This window comes from Vogesella mureinivorans, assembly GCF_007644035.1.
Lineage (GTDB): Bacteria > Pseudomonadota > Gammaproteobacteria > Burkholderiales > Chromobacteriaceae > Vogesella > Vogesella mureinivorans.
On the sequence record NZ_VMTV02000185.1, the window covers coordinates 1 to 281 of the forward strand.

General features: G+C 68.0%; 1 protein-coding gene. It reads right to left on the reverse strand.

The genetic code is table 11. The annotated features are described in order from the left end of the window. Nucleotides 1-281 (reverse strand): aconitase family protein (locus FLQ44_RS07710; RefSeq protein ID WP_240801205.1); only part of this gene is annotated, 281 nt, incomplete at both ends.

Here is a 281-nt window from a genome sequence, read left to right on the forward strand (position 1 = left end):
CCATCGTCTTCGGCCTGCGCTGCAGCAGACATTGCGTCGCCAGCACATGGCCGACCTCGCTGGTGCCGATGCCAAATGCCATCGCTCCGAAGGCACCGTGCGTGCTGGTGTGGCTGTCGCCGCAGACGATGGTCATGCCCGGCCGGGTCAGGCCCAGTTCGGGCGCCACCACATGCACGATGCCGCGACGCGCATCGCCCATGTCGAACAGCTCGATGCCGTGGCGCGCGCAGTTCTCGCGCAGCTGGTCGACCTGCTTCTCGGACGCCGCGCTGGCATAG